Raw genomic sequence first — 17988 nt, forward strand, 5'->3', positions numbered from 1 at the left:
GCGTGACCACGACCACGCCCGATCACGGGACCAGCGACGCACCCGGCACGACCCGCTCCCGTCTCGCCGAGGCCCGCCTGTACCTGTGCACCGACGCCCGCGAGGAGCGCGGCGACCTGGAGGACTTCCTGCACGCGGCGCTCGCGGGCGGGGTGGACGTCGTGCAGCTGCGCGACAAGACGCTCGACGTCGCGCGCGAGCTGGAGCTGCAGGAGCTCGTGACGCGGGTGGCCGGCGAGTACGGCGCCCTGTGGTGCGTGAACGACCGGGCCGACGTCGCCGGGCTGACCGGCGCGCCCGTCGTGCACATGGGCCAGCGCGACCTGCCCGTGCCCGCCGTCCGCTCGCTGCTCGGGGCCGCACCCGTGCTCGGCCGGTCCACCCACTCCGCCGCGCAGGCGGCCGAGGCGGAGGCCGACCTGGACGTCGACTACTTCTGCGTCGGCCCGCTGTGGGCCACGCCCACCAAGCCCGGTCGTGCGGCCGTCGGTCTCGACCTGCTCCGCGAGGTCGCCGCGACCCGCCCCTCGACGCCGTGGTTCGCCATCGGCGGCGTCGACGCCGAGCGTCTGGACGCCGTCCTCGACGCCGGGGCGACGCGCGTCGTCGTCGTGCGGGCCATCACGCAGGCGCCCGACCCGGAGCGCGCGGCCCGCGACCTGCGGGAACGCCTGGGCTGAGGCGAGGCCGGTCCAGGGCGCGCTGCGGGGAGAACTCCCCATGGTCGGCCCCTCGCGCCCGGCTCGGCGCTCTGCCAGGGTGGAGGCTCACCCTCTGCCAGGCCGGTGACGGCCGGCGCCCGAACCCCTGGAGCCCCCATGAACGCACGGACCCCGCGCGCCCGCGCCACCGCAGCTCTCGCGCTGGTCGGAGCCCTGTTCCTTGCCGGCTGCACGGGTGGGGGAGGCGACGACGGAGGGTCGGCGGCAGGGGGCGCGGGCGAGGCGCCGGCGAGCCAGGCGGCGGAGGGCGGCGGCGAGACGGACCCTGGCACGGCCTCGGTCGCCGACCAGGTGATGGCCGAGCAGACGATCGCCACCCCGCACGGCTCGGACGCCGCCCCGGGCGGCGAGCTGACCGCGACGCTGCGCGCCGTCGAGGTCGCCGACGGCGCGATGACGGTCCGGTGGGCGCTGCGCTGGGACGACGAGGACGCGCCGGCCGACGCGGGCGCGAGCTGGTACGACATGTCCCTCGAACCGTCGACCACGGTGACCGACCGTGCCGGGCTCAAGGCGTACCGGCCGTTCTGCACCGAGGGGGCGTGGCAGGAGGACACGGACGACTCGACAGCGGCCGCGGTGGCGCAGATCAAGTGCCGCGAGTCGATGCTCGTGTCGCCGTTGGAGAAGCACGCCTTCGATTTCCCCAACCACGGCACCATCGAGGTGTCCGCCGTGCTGCCCGCCCCGGAGGGCAAGCCCGCGACGGTCGACGTCCTGCCCGCCGAGGGCCTGCCGCTGTTCACCGGCGCGACGGTGACGTACGCCGACGGCGGCGCCGAGTGAGCGCCCGACGGGCCTTCGTCCCGCTCGCCGCGGCCCTGGCGCTCGCGGCCGCCGGCACCACCCCGGCGCTCGCGGCGACCGATCCGGCACCGTCGTCGTCCCAGCCCGGTGCCACGGGTGGTGCCGCGGCCGCCGACCCGGAGCTGATGCGGGAGGCCGCGGAGGCACTCGCCGAGGACTCGACGCGGGTCGAGGCGGCGGACGTGTCCGCCGAGATGGCCGCCGACGCCACGTTCGACCTGCGGACGGACGACTCGACGTTCCCGCTCCGTCCGGACGACTCGACCACCACGCTGGAGTCGAAGCAGGAGAAGAAGGACGACACGGTCGTCACGCTGACGTCCGACCTGCTGTTCGACTTCGGCAAGGCGACGTTGACGCCGGAGGCGAAGAAGGCGGTCGCGGAGCTGGCGGGGGACGTCCCGCAGGACGCGACGGTGCGCGTGGACGGCTACACCGACTCGATCGGGACGGACGCGAAGAACCTCAAGCTGTCGAAGCAGCGGGCGAACGCCGTCGCGGACGTGCTCGGCTCGGAGCGCCCGGACCTCACGCTCAAGGTCAAGGGCCACGGCGAGGCGGACCCCGTCGCGGAGAACGAGGTGGGCGGCGAGGACAACCCCGCGGGCCGCGCGCTCAACCGTCGGGTCGAGGTGACCTACCCGACGCAGTAGCGGGGGGAGCGGTCAGCGGCGGGCGCGGTACGCCACGACCAGATGACCGACGGAGCTCGTCTCGAGCGCGGCCGCGCCGACGGCGAGGACGAGCCAGTCCCAGGCGCCGGCGCCCTGGAGCGCGAGGAACAGCAGCGCGGCGGCGCTGACCTGGACGGCGACGAGAGAGATCCGTGCGGTGCCAGAGGCACCCGCACGCGCCGGTATCCTTGGCCGGGTGACCGCCACCCCTGACGCCACGCCCACCACCGCCGACCTCGCGGCCACGCCGCGGCCGGTCCTCGTCGTCGACTTCGGCGCCCAGTACGCGCAGCTCATCGCGCGCCGCGTGCGCGAGGCCCGCGTCTACTCCGAGATCGTGCCGCACACGTTCACCACCGAGCAGATGCTCGCGAAGAACCCGGCGGCGATCATCCTGTCCGGCGGCCCGTCGTCCGTGTATGCCGCGGGCGCGCCGTTCGTGGACCCCAAGCTGTTCGAGGCCGGCGTGCCGGTGCTCGGCATCTGCTACGGCTTCCAGGCGATGGCGCAGGCGCTGGGCGGCACCGTGGCGCAGACGGGCACGCGCGAGTACGGCGGCACCGAGGTGGACGTGTGCGCGGCCGGCATGCTGCTGGAGGGCACGCCCGAGCACCAGACCACCTGGATGAGCCACGGCGACTCCGTGCACGCGGCCCCCGAGGGCTTCGAGGTGCTCGCGACGTCGTCCGGCTCGCCCGTCGCCGCGTTCGAGGACACCGGCCGCCGCCTGTACGGCGTGCAGTGGCACCCGGAGGTCAAGCACTCCGCCCACGGCCAGGCCGTGCTGGAGAAGTTCCTCTACTCCGGCGCCGGCCTGAAGCCCGACTGGACGCCCGGCAACGTCATCGCCGACCAGGTCGCCGCGGTCCGCGCTCAGGTCGGCGACGCCCGCGTCATCTGCGCCCTGTCCGGCGGCGTCGACTCCGCCGTCGCCGCCGCGCTGGTGCAGCGCGCCGTCGGCGACCAGCTCACCTGCGTGCACGTCGACCACGGCCTGCTGCGCGAGGGCGAGGTCGAGCAGATCGAGCGCGACTTCGTCGCCTCGACGGGCGTGAAGCTCATCATCCGCGACGAGAAGGAGCGGTTCCTCACCGCCCTCGCGGGGGTCAGCGACCCGGAGACGAAGCGCAAGATCATCGGCCGCGAGTTCATCCGCGTCTTCGAGGACGCGCAGCGCGACATCGTCGCCGAGGCCGGCGCGCACGGCGAGGAGGTCAAGTTCCTCGTGCAGGGCACGCTCTACCCGGACGTCGTCGAGTCCGGCGGCGGCGAGGGCGCGGCCAACATCAAGAGCCACCACAACGTGGGCGGCCTGCCCGACGACCTGCAGTTCGAGCTGGTCGAGCCGCTGCGCACTCTGTTCAAGGACGAGGTGCGCGCGGTGGGCCGCGAGCTCGGCGTGCCGGAGGAGATCGTCTCCCGCCAGCCGTTCCCCGGCCCCGGTCTCGGCATCCGCATCGTCGGCGAGGTCACGGCGGAGCGCCTCGAGACCCTCCGCAAGGCGGACGCCATCGCCCGCGAGGAGCTCACCAAGGCCGGCCTGGACGACGAGATCTGGCAGTGCCCCGTCGTGCTGCTGGCCGACGTCCGCTCCGTCGGCGTGCAGGGCGACGGCCGCACCTACGGCCACCCGATCGTGCTGCGCCCGGTGTCCTCCGAGGACGCCATGACCGCCGACTGGACGCGCCTGCCCTACGACGTGCTGTCCGTCATCTCCACCCGCATCACCAACGAGGTGAGCGAGGTCAACCGCGTGGTGCTCGACGTGACGAGCAAGCCGCCGGGCACCATCGAGTGGGAGTGAGGGGGTCGGGCGTGGGGCGAGGCGGTGTCGTTCGGGAGAATGATTCGCTCGTTCCTCGCTCGGCTCTCCCGAACCACACCGCCTCGCCCCACGCCTGCGGGTGTGCGGTCAGGAGATGGCGAACGAGCTCGCGCGGTTGTTGAGCGAACCGAGCTTGCCGGTCCGGTCGACCCAGCCGGTGTGCGCCCCGTTCTTCGACGCGCCGTCGAACAGCTTCACGTCGCAGTGGTTGTACGTCCGGACCGACGTCACCTTGTTGGACATCGCGCCGAGGACGGAGCCGCCCTCGTTGTCGGTGGTCTTCGCCGTGCAGCCCACCTTGTACTTCGGGTTGAAGATCACCACCTGGCGGCCGCTGTAGCTCGCCCCGTCGTAGAGGCGCGCGACGACGAGCCCCTTGCCGATGGCGTAGTCCTTGCAGCCGAACGTGCCGTCGATGACGGCGCAGTAGAGCGTGCCCGCGGCCGCGGTCGCGCGCACGTCGGCGACCGTGACCGGCTTCTCGCTGGTCACCGCCTCGACCTGGACGGGTGCGCCGCCGTCGTCCGGCGCCGCCGTGGCGGCCGGGGCGGTCATGCCCAGGGCCGCGATCGCCGCGAGACCGCCGACGACGGCGGCGAGCCGTGCGCGGCGGGTGCGGGTGCGTGTCGTGATGGTCATCGTCGCTCCTCACGTCTGCCGGCGATCCCCTCGTCGCCGGTCACGAGACACGAGGCGCCCCCGGCCCGCGGTGATACGCCGAGGCAGCGATCCGTCCCTGACCAGGGACGACGACTGCGCCGCGCTCAGCGGGCGAGCGCGGCGGCCTTCTGGTAAGCGGCGTCGACGTCGGCGAGCACGCGCGGCCACGACGTCGCGAGCTCGGCGGAACGGTTGTGCGCGACGATCGCGTCGAGCAGGTCGGGGTCGTCGGCGAGACGGACGAGGGCGTCGGCCATCGCGGCGTCGTCGTCGACCAGGAGGGCGTCGCGGCCGTCGACCAGGCGCTCCGCGACCCCCGACTGCGAGCGGCTGACGACGGCGAGGCCCGCGGCCTGGGCCTCGAGGGCGGCGATGCCGAACGCGTCCTGCACGGCCGGGGCGACGAACACGTCGGCGCGGACGTACAGGCGCTTGAGCTCGGTGGGGGTGAGGCGGCCGACGAGCCGGACCGTGTCGGCGAGGCCGTGCTCCCGCACCCAGCGCCGCGCCTCGGCCAGCTGCGGGCCGTCGCCGCCGATCGTCGCGACGATCCGTCCGGGCGCCTTCGCCACCGCCGCGGCGACCGCCTCGAGCATCGGCAGCACCCGTTTGCGGGGCGCGAACCGGGTGGCCGACACGACGTGGACCTCGCGCCCCTCGGCGCGCTCCCCGCGCTCGACGCGCGGCAGCCGCCACGCCTCGACGTCGATGCCGTTGCCCAGCACGGACACGCGCTCCGCCGCGGCGTCGGCGCCCAGCCGGCGGCCGACGACGCGGCGCAGGGGAGCGGCCGTCAGCTCGCTGACCGCCGACCACTGCACCGGCCACGCGGACCACCGGGTCGCGCGGTCGAGCGCGGCGAACGCGCGCTCCCAGCCGCCCCACACGGAGTGCACGGTGAGGACGGCGGGCAGCCCGAGCCGGGTCACCGGGCGCACCGCCAGCTCCACCGTGGGGGCGAGCACGCCCATGTGCAGGTGCACCGCGTCGGGCCGGCGGCCGTCGGCCTCCAGCGCCCGCAGCCGCGCCCGCACGTGCGCCGTCGAGCGCGGGTGGACGGGGTAGCCGCCCGGCACGCGGGCGGCGACGCGGTGCACGACGACGCCGTCGCCGTCGCGCCGGGTCGTGACGCCGTGCCCGCCGGTGGCGTCCGGGGTGGTGGTGATCACCTCGACGTCGTGCCCGGCCTGCGCCTGCCGCCGGGCCAGCCGGGCCACCTGGGTCTCGATGCCGCCGAGGAGCGGCAGGTAGGAGTCGGAGACGTGGACGATGCGCACCGGGTCATCCTGCCATCGCGGCGACCTGCGGGTTCGTCGGTCCTCGTCGCGCCATGGCCGCGATGCGGCGCTACGGTGCGAGGAGCGGTACTCGGAACGCACGCATCAGACCTACCCCTCAGGAGAGGTGCGACATGTCGAGCACGGTCACCGTCCATCCGACCAAGGGCGTCCGCGGGATCGGCCTGGTCACCGTCATCGCGGGCATCGTCATGATCATCGCCGGCCTCGGGGTGTGGGTGGTGGTGTCCCAGACCCTGTCCGCCGAGGAGATCACGGTGTCCGAGGACGCCAACATGTTCGCCGGCCAGCACGTCGCCGGGCCGTTCACCGCGTACGCGCAGGCCGAGGTGATCGACAAGCACGCGACCGAGATGGCGGACGGGCAGACCTACGCGCAGCTGGACCAGGACGACCCGGTCCGCGACAGCGTGATGGACGCGTCGTTCCTGCGTGCCTCCCTGTTCACGTCGGTCGTCGCGTTCGGCGTCTGCGCGCTGGTGATCGGCCTGGGCATCGTGTTCATCCTGCTCGGCAGCGCGCTACGGAAGCTCGCCGGCGGGCCGCAGGTGGTGATCGACTCGCCCTCGCTCACGTCCGAGGGCGGCCTGTCGCACGCCGCGCACCGCGCCGACCCCGTCGAGCCGGAGCGCCCGACGACGCCGACGACGCCCGCCACGCCGCCCGAGCGCCCGAGCACCCGCACGGCTCCCGAGGCGCCCGCCAGCGGGACGCCGGGGTCCCCGGCGTCGCCTCCCTCGACGTCCCCGTCCACGTCGCCGTCAACACCTCCGAACGTGTCCCCGTCGACGCCCCCGGAGGAGCCGCCGGCCGCGCCCCCGGTGGGCGGTGCCCCGTCGGCCTGAGGACCGACCCGGGACAGCACGACGACGCGGTGGCGACCCGAGCAGGGTCGCCGCCGCGTCGTCGTGCGGGGATCGTCAGCGGTCGGCCGTCGCCCGGCGCCGGCGGCGCACCGCGCTGACCACCGAGCCGATGACCAGCAGCGCGCCCGCCGCGGCCAGCAGCACGATGGCGGCCAGCTCGACGTCGATGTGCGCCCCCGCGGCGTTGGCCAGCAGCCCGACGCCGAAGGCGACCACGAGGAAGCCCCACACGATCGTGCTCGCCCGGGGCCCGGCGGCGTGGGCCGACCGGTCGTCCTGGGCCTGCGTCGCCGCCGGGGCGGGCAGGGGGTCGGGCGCCGGCAGCGGCTCGTGCGCCGGCGTGGGCAGCGGGTCCGGCGCGGGCAGCGGAGGCGGCCCGGACAGGTCGGGTCGGTCCGGCCGGTCGAAGATCGACAGCGGGTCGTCCGGCCCGGCCGGGGGCAGGGCGCGGGTGCCCTCCGTCGCGGGCAGGGCGCGGGTCTCGTCCGCCGCGGGCAACGCCTGCGTCTCGTCGGCCGCCGGGAGGGCCTGGGTCTCGTCGAGCGAGAGGAGCGCCTGGGTCTCGTCGGCTGCGGGCAGGGCCTGGGTCTCGTCCGGCTCGGGGGCGGGCGTGGTCGGCTTGTCGTCGCTCATCAGGACTCCTCGATGGTCAGGTCGCCGGCGCGGACGTCGACGTCGAGCAGCAGGCGCGCGCCGTCGCCCTCGCGCACCTCGTCGGTGCGGAAGCGGGCGGGCCCGTTCGTGTACGTGTTGACGGAGCTGTCCTGCCCGTCGGCGCGCCAGGTGGCGTTGCCGGCGATGACCTCGATGTCGGCCTCGACGGCCTCGTCGGCGGGGATCCGCACCACGGTGCTGCCCGCCGTCATCGAGATGGGCACGACCACCGGGTCGCCCGGCGTCACGCCGGCGAGGTCGAGCGAGGTGAGGTCGACGACCGCGCTGCCGAAGCGGACGCTCACGCCCTCCTCGGCCTCGGCGACCGTGCTGGGCGTCAGGGTGCCCTCGCTGATGACCGCGGCGGCGCCCGACTGCTGCGGCGTGTCGTCCCAGAAGTCCCAGGAGTCCCGGCCCCCGGCGAACGGCCAGGTGAAGACGCCGGCGATCAGCGCGAGGATCGCGAAGAACGTCAGCCCGCCGCCACGGCGGCCGCGCAGCCCCGTCACGACCAGTCCGAGCCCGAGGACCACGATGGAGGCTCCCAGCCAGGTGGGGCCGAGGGCGACGCCCAGGTTGCCCGTCCGGTCCAGCACGAGGAGCAGCGCACCGCCCAGCAGCACGAGCCCGAGCACGATGCCGACCGCTGCGGCGCCCGGACCTCGCCGGGTGCGTGCCGCGAGCTCGGCCTCTCGCGCCTGGCGACGCGCGGCCCACTCGGCCTCGCGCGCCTGTCGCCGTGCGGCCCACTCGGCCTCCCGCGCCTGCCGCTGGGCGGCCCGTTCGGCCTCGCGGGCGTCGGCCGGTGCGGCCGTGCCGGGCTGCGGTGCCGAGGCGTTCGCGACGTACGGCGCCGGGGGCGCGGGGGTGAACGTGTCGGTGGGCACGGGGCCGCTCGCACCGGGAGCGCCCGGCGCAGGCGCGGCGGGGTACGGCGGTGCCGCGGGGTACCGCGGTGCGCCCGCCCCCGGCCGCGCCCGGCGGTCGCGGATCAGCTTGACGACCAGCCAGACGATCCCGACCCAGACGGCGACCCACAGGAGGGCGCCGATCCACTCGATCCCGAAGCCCCACCAGCTCAGGCCGTCGCCCCAGGCGAAGCCGACGATGAGCGCGACGACCGCCCCGAGGAGCGCGACGTCGAAGTCGCCCCGGAACGCCTGCTGCAGGTGGATGCGACCGTCCCGCTCCGGGAGCAGCGCCCACGCGACCGCGTAGATGACGATGCCCGCGCCGGTGAGGAAGAAGCTGAGGATCAGCAGGCCACGCACCAGCAGCGGGTCCAGGCCGAACCGGTCGGCCACGCCGCCCGCGACGCCGCCGACCCATCGGTTGTCGGACCGGGTGAGGCCGATGCGGCGGATGGAGTCGAAGAAGCCGTCGCCGGTGCGGCGCGGCGGGGTGCCGCCCGCGGCGGGGGCGCCGCCGGGCCCGGGCTGCGAGCCGGGCGGCTGGGGGAGGTCGTCGGTGCTCATGGCTCCATCCTGTCGACCGACCAGCCCGCCCGGCATCGGGTGCTGCCCTGACGCGACCCTGATTCGGGGTGCCGGGCCACCCTGAAACCTCGGGATCCCGCGCCCCGGGGCGCCCCTGACGTGCCAGGATCGGGAGCATGACCACCGAGCGACCCCCGCGCCTGCCGCTGCGCCGTCCCCCCAGGGGGCGGATGCTCGGCGGTGTCGCCGCGGGCCTGGCCGCGCACCTGGGGATCCCGGTCGCGGTGGTGCGCATCGCGTTCCTGCTCCTCACCCTGGTGGCGGGGGCGGGCGCGGTGGCCTACGTCTTCTGGTGGGTGACCGTGCCGTCGGGAGACCCGCGGCAGGCCGCGGACACCACGCCGACGTCGCTGCAGCGGCTCGCACCGCGCCTGCGCCTGCGCGGCCCGGTCGCCGCGCTGCCCGTCCGCGACGTCCTCATCGGCGCGGCCCTCATCGCGGGCGCGTTCGTCCTGGTCGCGATCCGCGCGGGCTGGGACGTCGGCGCGTCGTGGGTGCTGCCCGCGCTCGTCGCCGTCGGCGGCCTGGCGCTCGCGTGGAGCCAGCTCGACGCCGCGCACCGCGGCCGCGCCGGGGACGGCGGCCAGACCCGGCGCTCGACCCTCGTGCTCCGGCTCGTGGGGGGCGTCGTCCTCGTCATGGTGGGGGTGCTGCTGCTCATCGGCCAGGACGCCCCCGTCCCCGTGCTGATCCAGGCGGCGGTCGCGTCGCTCGCGGTCCTCGCAGGCGCGGCGCTCATGCTCGCTCCCTGGTGGCTGCGCCTGGTGCGCGAGCTGGGCGACGAGCGCGCCGCCCGCGCCCGCGAGGCCGAGCGCGCGGACATCGCCGCGCACCTGCACGACTCCGTGCTGCAGACCCTCGCCCTCATCCGCTCGCGCGCCGACGACCCGGAGGCGGTGGCCCGCATGGCCCGCGCCCAGGAGCGCGAGCTGCGCGAGTGGCTGTACACCGACCGCACGGCGCCGGGCACGTCGCTCGCGGCCGAGCTGCGCGCGCTCGTGGCGGAGGTCGAGGACGGCCGGGCCGTCGAGGTCGAGTCGGTCATGGTGGGCGACTGCGTCCCCACCGAGGAGACGTCGGCGCTGCTGCAGGCGTCGCGCGAGGCGCTGGTGAACGCCGTCGTGCACGGCCGCCCGCCCGTCACCGTCTACCTCGAGGTGACCGACGCCGCCGTGGAGGTGTTCGTCCGCGACCGCGGCGACGGGTTCGATATGGACGACATCGCGCCCGACCGGTTCGGGGTGCGAGAGTCGATCCTGGGTCGCGTGCACCGCCGCGGCGGCACCGCCGACGTGACCAGCCGCCCCGGGTGGGGCACCGAGGTGCGGCTGCGCATGCCGCGCGACGGGCGCGCCGACCCGGTCGAGCCCGACCCGCCGGCCGAGCCTGCCGAGACCCAGGTGCCGACCGGCTCGACCAGCGATTCCGACGAAGGAGCACGCACGTGACCGCCACGCCCGACGCACCCCAGCCGCCCACCGGGCCGGTTCCCGTCGTCCTCGTCGACGACCACCACATGTTCCGCACCGGCGTGCGCGCCAGCCTGGACGGCCGCGTGCAGGTGGTGGGCGAGGCGGCGGACGTCGACCAGGCGGTCGCCGTCGTGCACGAGCACCGCCCGCCCGTCGTGCTGCTCGACGTGCACCTTCCCGGCGGCAACGGGGGCGGCGGGGCGGAGGTCGTCCGCCGGTGCGCCGACGTGCTCGGCGAGACGAAGTTCCTCGCCCTGTCCGTGTCCGACGCGGCCGAGGACGTCGTGGCGGTGATTCGCGCCGGGGCGCGCGGGTACGTCACGAAGAACATCTCGGCGTCCGACCTGTCCGGCGCCGTCGTGCGGGTGGCCGGGGGAGACGCCGTGTTCTCGCCGCGCCTCGCAGGCTTCGTCCTGGACGCGTTCGGCACCGCCGCGGGCGACGTCGCCGTCGCGGACGACGAGCTGGACCGCCTGTCCAAGCGCGAGCAGGAGGTCATGCGCCTCATCGCGCGCGGCTACTCCTACCGCGAGGTGGCGAGCGAGCTGTTCATCTCCATCAAGACGGTCGAGACGCACGTGTCCGCCGTGCTGCGCAAGCTGCAGCTGTCCAGCCGCTACGAGCTCACGCGGTGGGCCGCGGCGCGCCGGCTGCTCTGAACCTCTCCGCGAAGCGTGCGGTGAAGAGGTCCAGACCCTTGCGCCGGATCACGGTCTCCCGCGGGGCCGCCACCGCGGTACCGTCCGGCGCCGGGAGCTGCCCCACACCGCCCCGTGACCCGAGCGGCAGCAGGATCCGGGGCACGGGCGCGACGTCGTGCACGGCCTCGGGAGGCATGCCCCGCAGCTGCGCCCTGAGGTTGTCCACCACGGTCAGGGCCTGGGTCTGCGCGTGGGTGGCCATCTTCGCCTCGGCGAGGTGCGCGATGTCGCCGAGCGCGTACACGTTCGCGTGGCCGCACACCCTCAGATGGTCGTCGACCGGGACGGTGCCGTCGTCGGCGAGCCCCACGAGACGTCCGTCGGCGAGGTAGTCGGTGTTCACCCGTGATCCGAAGCTGCGGAACCAGATGTCGGCGGTGATCTCGGTCCCCGGGTGCGTCGTGACGGTGAAGGTGCCGGCCGTCCCGCTCTCCGTGGGCGGCAGACCTCGCAACGACGTGCTGAGCTGCACGTCGATGTCCAGCTCCTTGAGCTGGCGACGGAGGTCGTCACGCACCTCGGGCAGCAAGCGGGGGAGGAGCGTGTCCGAGCGGTCGACGACCGAGATCCGCTTGTCCGGCCAGACCTCGCGGATCTCTCCGGCCAGCTCGAGGCCCACCGGGCCCGCCCCGAGGATCAGGACGCGGCCGGCCCGTGCGAGCTGTCGGTGTGTGGCGGCCAGCTCGTCGAGGGCCGCCGCGGTGGATGCCTGCCGAGGCCGCGCCGGAAACGCGTAGCTCGATCCCGTCGCCAGCACCAGGTAGTCGGCGTCCACGCGCCCGCCACCCGCGAGGACGACACCGGCGGCGTCCACCGACGCGGCCGCGTCGCGGACGACCCTGCCGCGCTCGAGCAAGGTCCGGTACGGGAAGAAGGTGTGCGGCGCCCAGCGAGGTCGGGTCAGGGCCCGCAGCTGGCCTGCCACGTTGACGAAGGCGTCGCGGGGGTCGATGAGGACCACGTCCGCCTCGTCGTCCAGGGCTCTCGCGACCAGGGTGCCGCCATAGCCGCCTCCGACGATCGCCACGGTCCGTGTCATGTGTCGGCTCCGATCTCGCGTAAGAGTTGATGTGTCAACTCTTACGGTGCGCCGACAGAGTTGATCTGTCAACTCGTCCAGGACCGGGCCGGGAGCCCGCCGCGGCGGTGCGCCCGAGAGGGCGCGCGGCAGGTCTACGCGTCGTCGTCCCGCGCCGGCGCGCCGGCGCGGCTGATCATCGCGGAGCTCCAGGAGTCGATCGCGCGGAGCTGCGCGGGCGACGCCACGTCGAAGAAGACCTCGCGCAGCGCGCGGGCGTGCACGGCGGTCGCCTCCGCGGTCAGGCGACGGCCCTCGGGCGCGAGCCGGACTCCGGTCCGGCGACCCCGGGCGCCGCTCTCGACCCGATCGACCAGCGCGCGGGACTCCATCCGCGTGAGCTGGTGCGCCACCCTGCTCTTGTCCCAGTCGAGCGTCTCGGCGATGTCGACGACCCGCAGCTCCTCGTCCGGCGCGCGGAACAGCGTGACCAGGACGCTGAACTCGGCCTTCGAGACCCCGCAACGGGTCTGCAGGCGTCGGTCGACCTCGGACGCGAGCAGGCGCTGGGCGCGCGTCCAGCGCTCCCAGAGCTCCCGGTCGTCCCCGGTGAGCTCTCCCGTCGTGTCGGCCATCGCACGAGTCTAGGTGACGAGTTGATACGACAACTATGTGTGGCGGGGGTCCGCGTGAACTGTCTCACCGCCGCGCGGACGCGCGGGCGGCGGCGCGGTAGCGCTGGGCGACGACGTCCACGAGCTCGCCGGGCGCGTCCTCGTGCGTGACCAGGAGCGGCGCGGCGGTGACGTCCCCGCCCGCGCGGGCGGCCAGGTCGGCGAAGAAACCCGGCGCGAGCAGGTACGACGCGACGACGACGCGACGGCCCGGGTCCTGCGCCCGCGCGGCCGCGACGACCTCGTGCACGCGCGGCGTGGCGTTCGCGATGTACCCGACGGCGACGGTGCGGCCCAGGCGCTCGCCGAGGCGGGCGGCGGTGGTCTCGCAGTCGGCGACGGCGCGCGCGTCGCTCGACCCGGCCGCGGCCAGCACGACGGTGTCGTCGTCGCGCAGCGCGGCCTCGGCGAGGCGGCGCTCGAGCACGTCGACCAGGCGGTCGTCGGGCCCGAGCGCGCCGCCGAGCGTCACGTCGTCGCCGCCCGCGACGGCGGCGTCCACGTCCTCGCGCAGGTCGACGTGCACGTGGTAGCCCGCCGACAGCAGCAGCGGCACGACGACGGTCGGGGCGTCGACGCTCCGCAGGCCCGTCAGGCAGGTCGGGACGTCGGGCTGCTGCACGTCGACGAAGCCGGCGTGCACCGGGACGTCGGGCAGGCGGGCGGCCACCGCCTCGACGAGGGTCGCGACGGCGCCCGCGCCGGTGGCGGACGCGGTCCCGTGCGAGACGGCGAGGAGCGCGGGCGTGGTCATGCCCGCGACCCTAGGACGGGCGTCGACCCGCGCCGTTTCGTCCGCGTGAACCTCGGTCACGACGTCCGCACCGCGGGGGCCGCCGCGGTGTGAGCGGCACCGTGAGCCGACGCGGGCCCCGTCCAGGCCGGGCTGCGCCGCACGACGTCGCCGACGACGGTCACGGCCGGCGCCTGCACGCCCACGGCGCGCGCCCGGTCGGCGATGTCGGCGAGGGTGCCGACGGTGGTGCGCTGGCGGGCGCCGAACCCGTCCTCCACGACGGCGACGGGCGTGTCCGCCGGCCGTCCGGCCGCGACGAGGGCGCGGGCGGTGTCCGCCAGCCGGGTGACGCCCATGAGCAGCACGAGCGTGTGGTCCGTGCCGCCCGGCACCTGCCCGACGTCGTCGTGGCCGGTGAGCACGCTGAACCCGCGGGCCAGCCCGCGGTGCGTGACGGGGATGCCGGCCGCCGCGGGGACCGAGACGGCGGAAGTCACGCCCGGCACGACCTCGACCTCGATCCCGGCGGCGCGGCAGGCGTCGAGCTCCTCGCCGCCGCGCCCGAACACGTACGGGTCGCCGCCCTTGAGGCGCACCACGTCGCGGCCGGCGAGCGCGCGGGCCACCAGCAGCGCGGTGATCTCCTCCTGCGGCACGGGATGGTGGCCGGACGTCTTGCCGACGTCGACCACCTCGACGTCGTCCCCGAGCCCCGCCAGCAGCGAGCGCGGCGCCAGGCGGTCCACGACGACGACGTGCGCCGCGGCGAGCAGGCGCCGCCCGCGCACGGTGATGAGGCCCGCGTCGCCGGGGCCGCCGCCCACCAGGGCCACACGGCCCGGCCGGGTCGCGTGGCTCTCGCCGGCGTCCCGGACCGCGCGCAGCGGCAGGCTGCCGTCGTCCAGCCCGGCCACGACGGCGTCGCGCACCCGCACCGCGCGGCGCGGGTCGCGGCCGGCGGTGACGGCGACGGCGAGGTCGCCGGCGGGCCGCCCGGCGGCGTCCGTCACGGGCGTGCGGGCCACCGCCGGCACCCAGGCCGAGCCGAGCGCGGCGTCCCCGGCCGTGACGCAGAACGTCCGCAGCAGCTCGGCGTCGCCGGCCACGCGGGCGTCCACCTCCGGGTCGCCGGTCGCGGTGTGCACCAGCCACGCCCCGTCGAGGTCGCCGTCGCAGTACCCGCGGGTGATGCGCTCGATCGCGCCCGCGGAGACGAGCGAGGCGATCTCGGGCACGACGTCGGGCGCGATCACGCGCACCCGGGCGCCCGCGGCGAGCAGGCCGCGCACGCGGCGCAGCGCCACGGGGCCGCCGCCCACGACGATGACGAGGCGGCCGGCGACCCGCAGGCCCAGCGGGTACGTGTCGTGCGGCGGGGTCGGCCGCGACCCGCCCGAGGACCTCCTGCGCCCGCTCATACGTGCAGCCCGCACTCGTCCTTGTCCCGGCCGGCCCAGCGCCCGGCGCGGGCGTCCTGACCGGCCTCGACGCGCTGGGTGCAGGGCTCGCAGCCCACCGAGGGGTACCCGTCGCTGAGCAGGGGGTTCACCACCACGCCGTGCGTGCGGGCGTACTCCTCGACCTCCTCGTCGGTCCAGGCCGCGAGGGGGTTGATCTTCACGACGCCGTTGCGCTCGTCGAACGAGACGAGGGGCGCGTTCGCGCGGGCCGCGGTCTCGCCGCGACGGACGCCGGTCGCCCAGGCCTCGTAGCCCTGCAGGGCCTGCCGCATGGGAGCCACCTTACGCATGGCGCAGCAGGCCTCGGGGTCCCGGTCGTGCAGGCGCGGGCCGTGCTTCGCGTCCTGCTCGGCGACGGTGAGCTCGGGGCGCACGTCCACCACGTCGACGTCCATCTCGATCTCGACCGCTCCGCGCGTGCCGAGCGTCTCCGCGAAGTGGTAGCCGGTGTCGCCGAACAGCACGTCGACGAACGGGAGCTGCCGGGAGACCAGGTGCGCGAGCACGAGGTCCTGCATCGACGACGCGACCGCGAGGTACGGGCCGAACTCCCGCACCGCCCACGCGACGACCTCCTCGGTCGTGGCCTCGGGGCGGTCGCCGTCCGCGTGCAGCTGCGCTTGGCCCCGCTCGACGACGTGCCGCAGCTCCTCGACCGAGCGCCGGTGCCGCGACGCGCGGGCGCGCTGCCGGGCCTCGCGCGACTCCTCGCGCGCCGCGGCCCGGGCCCGCACCTCGGCGAGCCGCCCGCCGCCCGACGCAGAGGCGAGCAGCGTGACCGGGGAGGACACCTCGACGGCGGTCACCGCAAGGCCTCCTCGTCGGCCCGGTGCGCCCACTGCGCGAACGTCTCGCCGCCGTCGTGCTCGGCGTCGTACCGCCGCACGACGCGCTCCACGTAGTCGCCGACCTCCGACGCCGGCACCTTGAGGCCGCGCACCGTGCGGCCCAGCCCGCCGGCGTCACGCCCCTCGCCGACCAGGCCGCCGCCCAGGTGCACCTGGAAGCCCGGCATCTGCTCGCCGTCGACCGTGATGATCTGACCCTTGAGGCCGATGTCGGCGGTCTGGATGCGGGCGCACGAGTTGGGGCAGCCGTTGACGTTGAGCTCGATGGGCCGGTCCAGGCGGGCGGTGACGTCGCCCAGCCGGTCCTCGAGCTCGCCGATCACGCGCGCCGCGGTGTCCTTGGTGTCGACGATCGCGAGCTTGCAGAACTCGATGCCCGTGCAGGCGATGGTCGAGCGGCGAAAGAGGCTCGGGCGGGCCGTGAGGCCCAGCGGCTCCAGGCCGTCCAGCAGCTCGTCGACCCGGTCGGCCGGGACGCCGAGGATCACGACCTTCTGGTGCGCGGTGAGCCGCGCGGAGTCGGCGCCCACGCGCTCGATGAGGTCGGCCAGCCCGGTGAGCGTGTTGCCGCCGACCCGGCCCACGACGGGCGCCGCGCCCACGTAGAACCGGCCGTCCTTCTGCTCGTGCACGCCCACGTGGTCGCCGGGGCGCGTGGCCGGCGCGGGGGCCGGGCCGTCGGGCAGGGCGTAGCCGAGGTACTCCGTCTCGAGGACCTCGCGGAACTTCTCGGTGCCCCAGTCCGCCAGCAGGAACTTCAGGCGGGCCTTGTTGCGCAGCCGCCGGTAGCCGTAGTCGCGGAAGATGCGGATGACGCCGTGCCAGACGTCGGGCGCCTGGTCTTCGGTGACGAACACGCCCAGCCGCTCCCCGAGGCGCGGCGTCGTGGACAGCGCACCGCCCACCCACAGGTCGTAGCCGGGCCCGAGCTCCGGGTGCACCACGCCGACCAGCGAGATGTCGTTGATCTCGTGCACCACGTCCAGGCTGGGGTGCCCGGTGATCGCCGTCTTGAACTTGCGCGGCAGGTTCGCCAGCTCCGGGTCGCCGATGTACCGGCGCTTGATCTCGAGGATCACCGGCGTCGGGTCGATGATCTCGTCCGCCGCGATGCCCGCGACCGGGCTGCCGAGGAACCCGCGGGGGGAGTCGCCGCACGCCGTCGTCGTCTCGAGGCCCACCGTGTCGAGGCGGCGCCAGATCTCCGGCATGCTCTCGATCTCGATCCAGTGGTACTGGATGTTCTGCCGGTCGGTGATGTCGGCCGAGCCGCGCGCGAAGTCGGCCGAGATGCCCCCCAGCACCCGCAGCGCCTCCGGCGTGAGCGGCTGGCCGTCGGAGCGGACCCGCAGCATGAAGTACTTGTCCTCGAGCTCGTGCGGCTCGAGCGTGGCGGTGCGGCCGCCGTCGATCCCGGGCTTGCGCTGCGTGTAGAGGCCCCACCAGCGGAACCGGCCGTGCAGGTCGTCGTCGGCGATCGAGTCGAAGCCCTCACGCGCGTAGATCGACTCGATGCGCTCGCGGACGCCGAGCGGCGCCGCCTCCTGCTTGAAGACCTCGTTGTGGTTGAGGGGTGCGGTGCCGTCGACCTTCCACTGCCCGTTCGGACGCGCGGCGCGCGGCGGGCGGACGCGGGCAGGGGCGGCGTTCTCGCTGGTGGGTGCGGTGGTCTGCGTCGTCATCTGGGGGAGTTCCTCGGGTCCTCGGGGGCGGGACGCGCGACGACGAGCGACTCAGCGGGGGTGGGCCGAGGACCGACGGCGCGCGCCGGTGCTCAGGAGCCGCGCGGTGGCGGCGGGGCTGAGGTAGGGCGCGATCAGCGACAGCAGCACAGACAGCTGCGCATGCTGCGACGCACGCACGCCGGCATCTCGTGACGAGTCGTCACGAGGAGGCGGTGCGCGGCCGTGGTCATGGGGATGACCGTAACCGCACCGAGCGGTCCCGCGCGAGACCGGGTCCACATGCTGGGACCACATGCTGGGACGGCGCCGGGAATGCTTGCGCCGAGGCCCCGGGTGTGACATGTGACGGGTTGCGGACACCGGCGTCAGATCCCTGTCGGGGCGCGGATAGG

18 protein-coding genes are annotated in these 17988 nt (G+C 75.2%); 7 read left to right on the forward strand and 11 right to left on the reverse strand.

What is annotated here, in order from left to right:
* Positions 1-2: 2 nt before the first annotated feature.
* The 3 genes from thiE (at position 3) to AAG589_RS07135 (ending at position 2182) form a co-directional block, all read left to right on the forward strand.
* A complete protein-coding gene (gene thiE, locus AAG589_RS07125; RefSeq protein WP_430566547.1) occupies positions 3-680 on the forward strand; it encodes a thiamine phosphate synthase in 678 nt (225 codons plus the stop codon).
* A gap of 138 nt (positions 681-818) precedes the next feature.
* Entirely contained in the window at positions 819-1508 is a 690-nt protein-coding gene (locus AAG589_RS07130; RefSeq protein WP_430566548.1) for a hypothetical protein, read from the forward strand.
* Positions 1505-2182, forward strand: coding sequence for an OmpA family protein (locus AAG589_RS07135; protein WP_430566549.1), 678 nt, complete (start codon positions 1505-1507; stop codon positions 2180-2182). Before AAG589_RS07130 ends, AAG589_RS07135 begins: the two co-directional genes overlap by 4 nt.
* 12 nt (positions 2183-2194) lie before the next feature.
* On the opposite strand, the gene AAG589_RS07140 is transcribed toward AAG589_RS07135, so the two are convergent.
* Positions 2195-2410, reverse strand: coding sequence for a hypothetical protein (locus AAG589_RS07140; RefSeq protein ID WP_430566550.1), 216 nt, complete (start codon positions 2408-2410; stop codon positions 2195-2197).
* On the opposite strand from AAG589_RS07140, the gene guaA reads away from it, so the two are divergent.
* Complete coding sequence (gene guaA / locus AAG589_RS07145; RefSeq protein ID WP_430566551.1) at positions 2400-4007, forward strand: glutamine-hydrolyzing GMP synthase; 1608 nt, start codon at positions 2400-2402, stop codon at positions 4005-4007. The genes AAG589_RS07140 and guaA overlap by 11 nt on opposite strands.
* Positions 4008-4115: 108 nt before the next feature.
* Here the strand turns inward: guaA and AAG589_RS07150 are convergent, their stop codons facing one another.
* Entirely contained in the window at positions 4116-4667 is a 552-nt protein-coding gene (locus AAG589_RS07150; RefSeq protein ID WP_430566552.1) for a hypothetical protein, read from the reverse strand.
* A gap of 125 nt (positions 4668-4792) precedes the next feature.
* A complete protein-coding gene (locus AAG589_RS07155; protein ID WP_430566553.1) occupies positions 4793-5965 on the reverse strand; it encodes a glycosyltransferase family 4 protein in 1173 nt (390 codons plus the stop codon).
* Between the two features lie 134 nt (positions 5966-6099).
* Here AAG589_RS07155 and AAG589_RS07160 point away from each other — a divergent pair, with 134 nt between their 5' ends.
* Positions 6100-6831 (forward strand): hypothetical protein, encoded by a 732-nt coding sequence (locus AAG589_RS07160; RefSeq protein ID WP_430566554.1) that lies wholly within the window; start codon positions 6100-6102, stop codon positions 6829-6831.
* A gap of 75 nt (positions 6832-6906) precedes the next feature.
* On the opposite strand, the gene AAG589_RS07165 is transcribed toward AAG589_RS07160, so the two are convergent.
* Together AAG589_RS07165 and AAG589_RS07170 are read right to left on the reverse strand one after the other, a co-directional pair.
* Entirely contained in the window at positions 6907-7485 is a 579-nt protein-coding gene (locus tag AAG589_RS07165; RefSeq protein WP_430566555.1) for a hypothetical protein, read from the reverse strand.
* Positions 7485-8981, reverse strand: a complete 1497-nt coding sequence (locus AAG589_RS07170; protein WP_430566556.1) for a PspC domain-containing protein — start codon at positions 8979-8981, stop codon at positions 7485-7487. Before AAG589_RS07170 ends, AAG589_RS07165 begins: the two co-directional genes overlap by 1 nt.
* A gap of 137 nt (positions 8982-9118) precedes the next feature.
* Here AAG589_RS07170 and AAG589_RS07175 point away from each other — a divergent pair, with 137 nt between their 5' ends.
* Positions 9119-10450 (forward strand): ATP-binding protein, encoded by a 1332-nt coding sequence (locus tag AAG589_RS07175; protein WP_430566557.1) that lies wholly within the window; start codon positions 9119-9121, stop codon positions 10448-10450.
* A gap of 68 nt (positions 10451-10518) precedes the next feature.
* Entirely contained in the window at positions 10519-11133 is a 615-nt protein-coding gene (locus AAG589_RS07180) for a LuxR C-terminal-related transcriptional regulator (protein WP_446719714.1), read from the forward strand.
* Here AAG589_RS07180 and AAG589_RS07185 read toward each other — a convergent pair.
* From AAG589_RS07185 to AAG589_RS07210, 6 genes are all read right to left on the reverse strand, one after another.
* Complete coding sequence (locus AAG589_RS07185; RefSeq protein WP_430566559.1) at positions 11099-12214, reverse strand: NAD(P)/FAD-dependent oxidoreductase; 1116 nt, start codon at positions 12212-12214, stop codon at positions 11099-11101. The two genes, AAG589_RS07180 and AAG589_RS07185, sit on opposite strands and share 35 nt — an antisense overlap.
* A gap of 134 nt (positions 12215-12348) precedes the next feature.
* The gene (locus AAG589_RS07190) at positions 12349-12828 is read right to left on the reverse strand and encodes a MarR family winged helix-turn-helix transcriptional regulator (protein WP_430566560.1); all 480 of its coding nucleotides are present in this window, start codon (positions 12826-12828) and stop codon (positions 12349-12351) included.
* 64 nt (positions 12829-12892) lie between these two features.
* Positions 12893-13621: a sirohydrochlorin chelatase gene (locus AAG589_RS07195; RefSeq protein ID WP_430566561.1), complete on the reverse strand. Its 729-nt coding sequence runs from the start codon at positions 13619-13621 to the stop codon at positions 12893-12895.
* A 56-nt stretch (positions 13622-13677) separates the two neighbouring features.
* Positions 13678-15021, reverse strand: a complete 1344-nt coding sequence (cobA, locus tag AAG589_RS07200; protein WP_430566562.1) for a uroporphyrinogen-III C-methyltransferase — start codon at positions 15019-15021, stop codon at positions 13678-13680.
* The gene (locus tag AAG589_RS07205) at positions 15018-15869 is read right to left on the reverse strand and encodes a phosphoadenylyl-sulfate reductase (protein WP_430566563.1); all 852 of its coding nucleotides are present in this window, start codon (positions 15867-15869) and stop codon (positions 15018-15020) included. The genes cobA and AAG589_RS07205 overlap by 4 nt, the downstream gene beginning before the upstream one ends.
* A complete protein-coding gene (locus tag AAG589_RS07210) occupies positions 15866-17593 on the reverse strand; it encodes a nitrite/sulfite reductase (RefSeq protein WP_430566564.1) in 1728 nt (575 codons plus the stop codon). The genes AAG589_RS07205 and AAG589_RS07210 overlap by 4 nt, the downstream gene beginning before the upstream one ends.
* Positions 17594-17988: the final 395 nt, after the last annotated feature.

The organism is Isoptericola sp. F-RaC21, assembly GCF_038593535.1.
In the GTDB taxonomy this organism is placed as follows: Bacteria; Actinomycetota; Actinomycetes; order Actinomycetales; family Cellulomonadaceae; genus Isoptericola.